General features: G+C 62.2%; 1 protein-coding gene. It reads right to left on the bottom strand.

The window, feature by feature from the left end; all coding sequences use genetic code 11:
- A partial coding sequence (locus AACW87_RS17485; RefSeq protein ID WP_241326823.1) for a VCBS domain-containing protein occupies positions 1 to 251 on the bottom strand: 251 nt, incomplete at both ends.

Below are 251 nucleotides of genomic sequence, written 5' to 3'. Positions count from 1 at the left end.
GACCACGAAGGTCTCGCTCGGCAGGGACTCACCCTCTTTGAGGGCCTGCACGGCGGGGTCATTGTTGTTGAGCTGATAGCTCCAATTGCCATTGGTATCGATGGAGAAGGTGCCGTGGGCGCCTTTCACCTGAGTCTGGGGCTGGAACACGGCTTCGCCGTTGTCGATATCGGTAGCGACCAGCTTGCCGCCGGTGGTGAGGGTCACATCTTCTTTGACGGCACCCTGGTCTGCGCCCGGGGTGGCGACGC

It is taken from the genome of Aeromonas sp. MR7 (assembly GCF_963899385.1).
GTDB lineage: Bacteria > Pseudomonadota > Gammaproteobacteria > Enterobacterales > Aeromonadaceae > Aeromonas > Aeromonas bestiarum.
The sequence above is the reverse complement of the archived record's forward strand: the minus strand, read 5'-3'. Positions and strand labels throughout refer to the sequence as shown.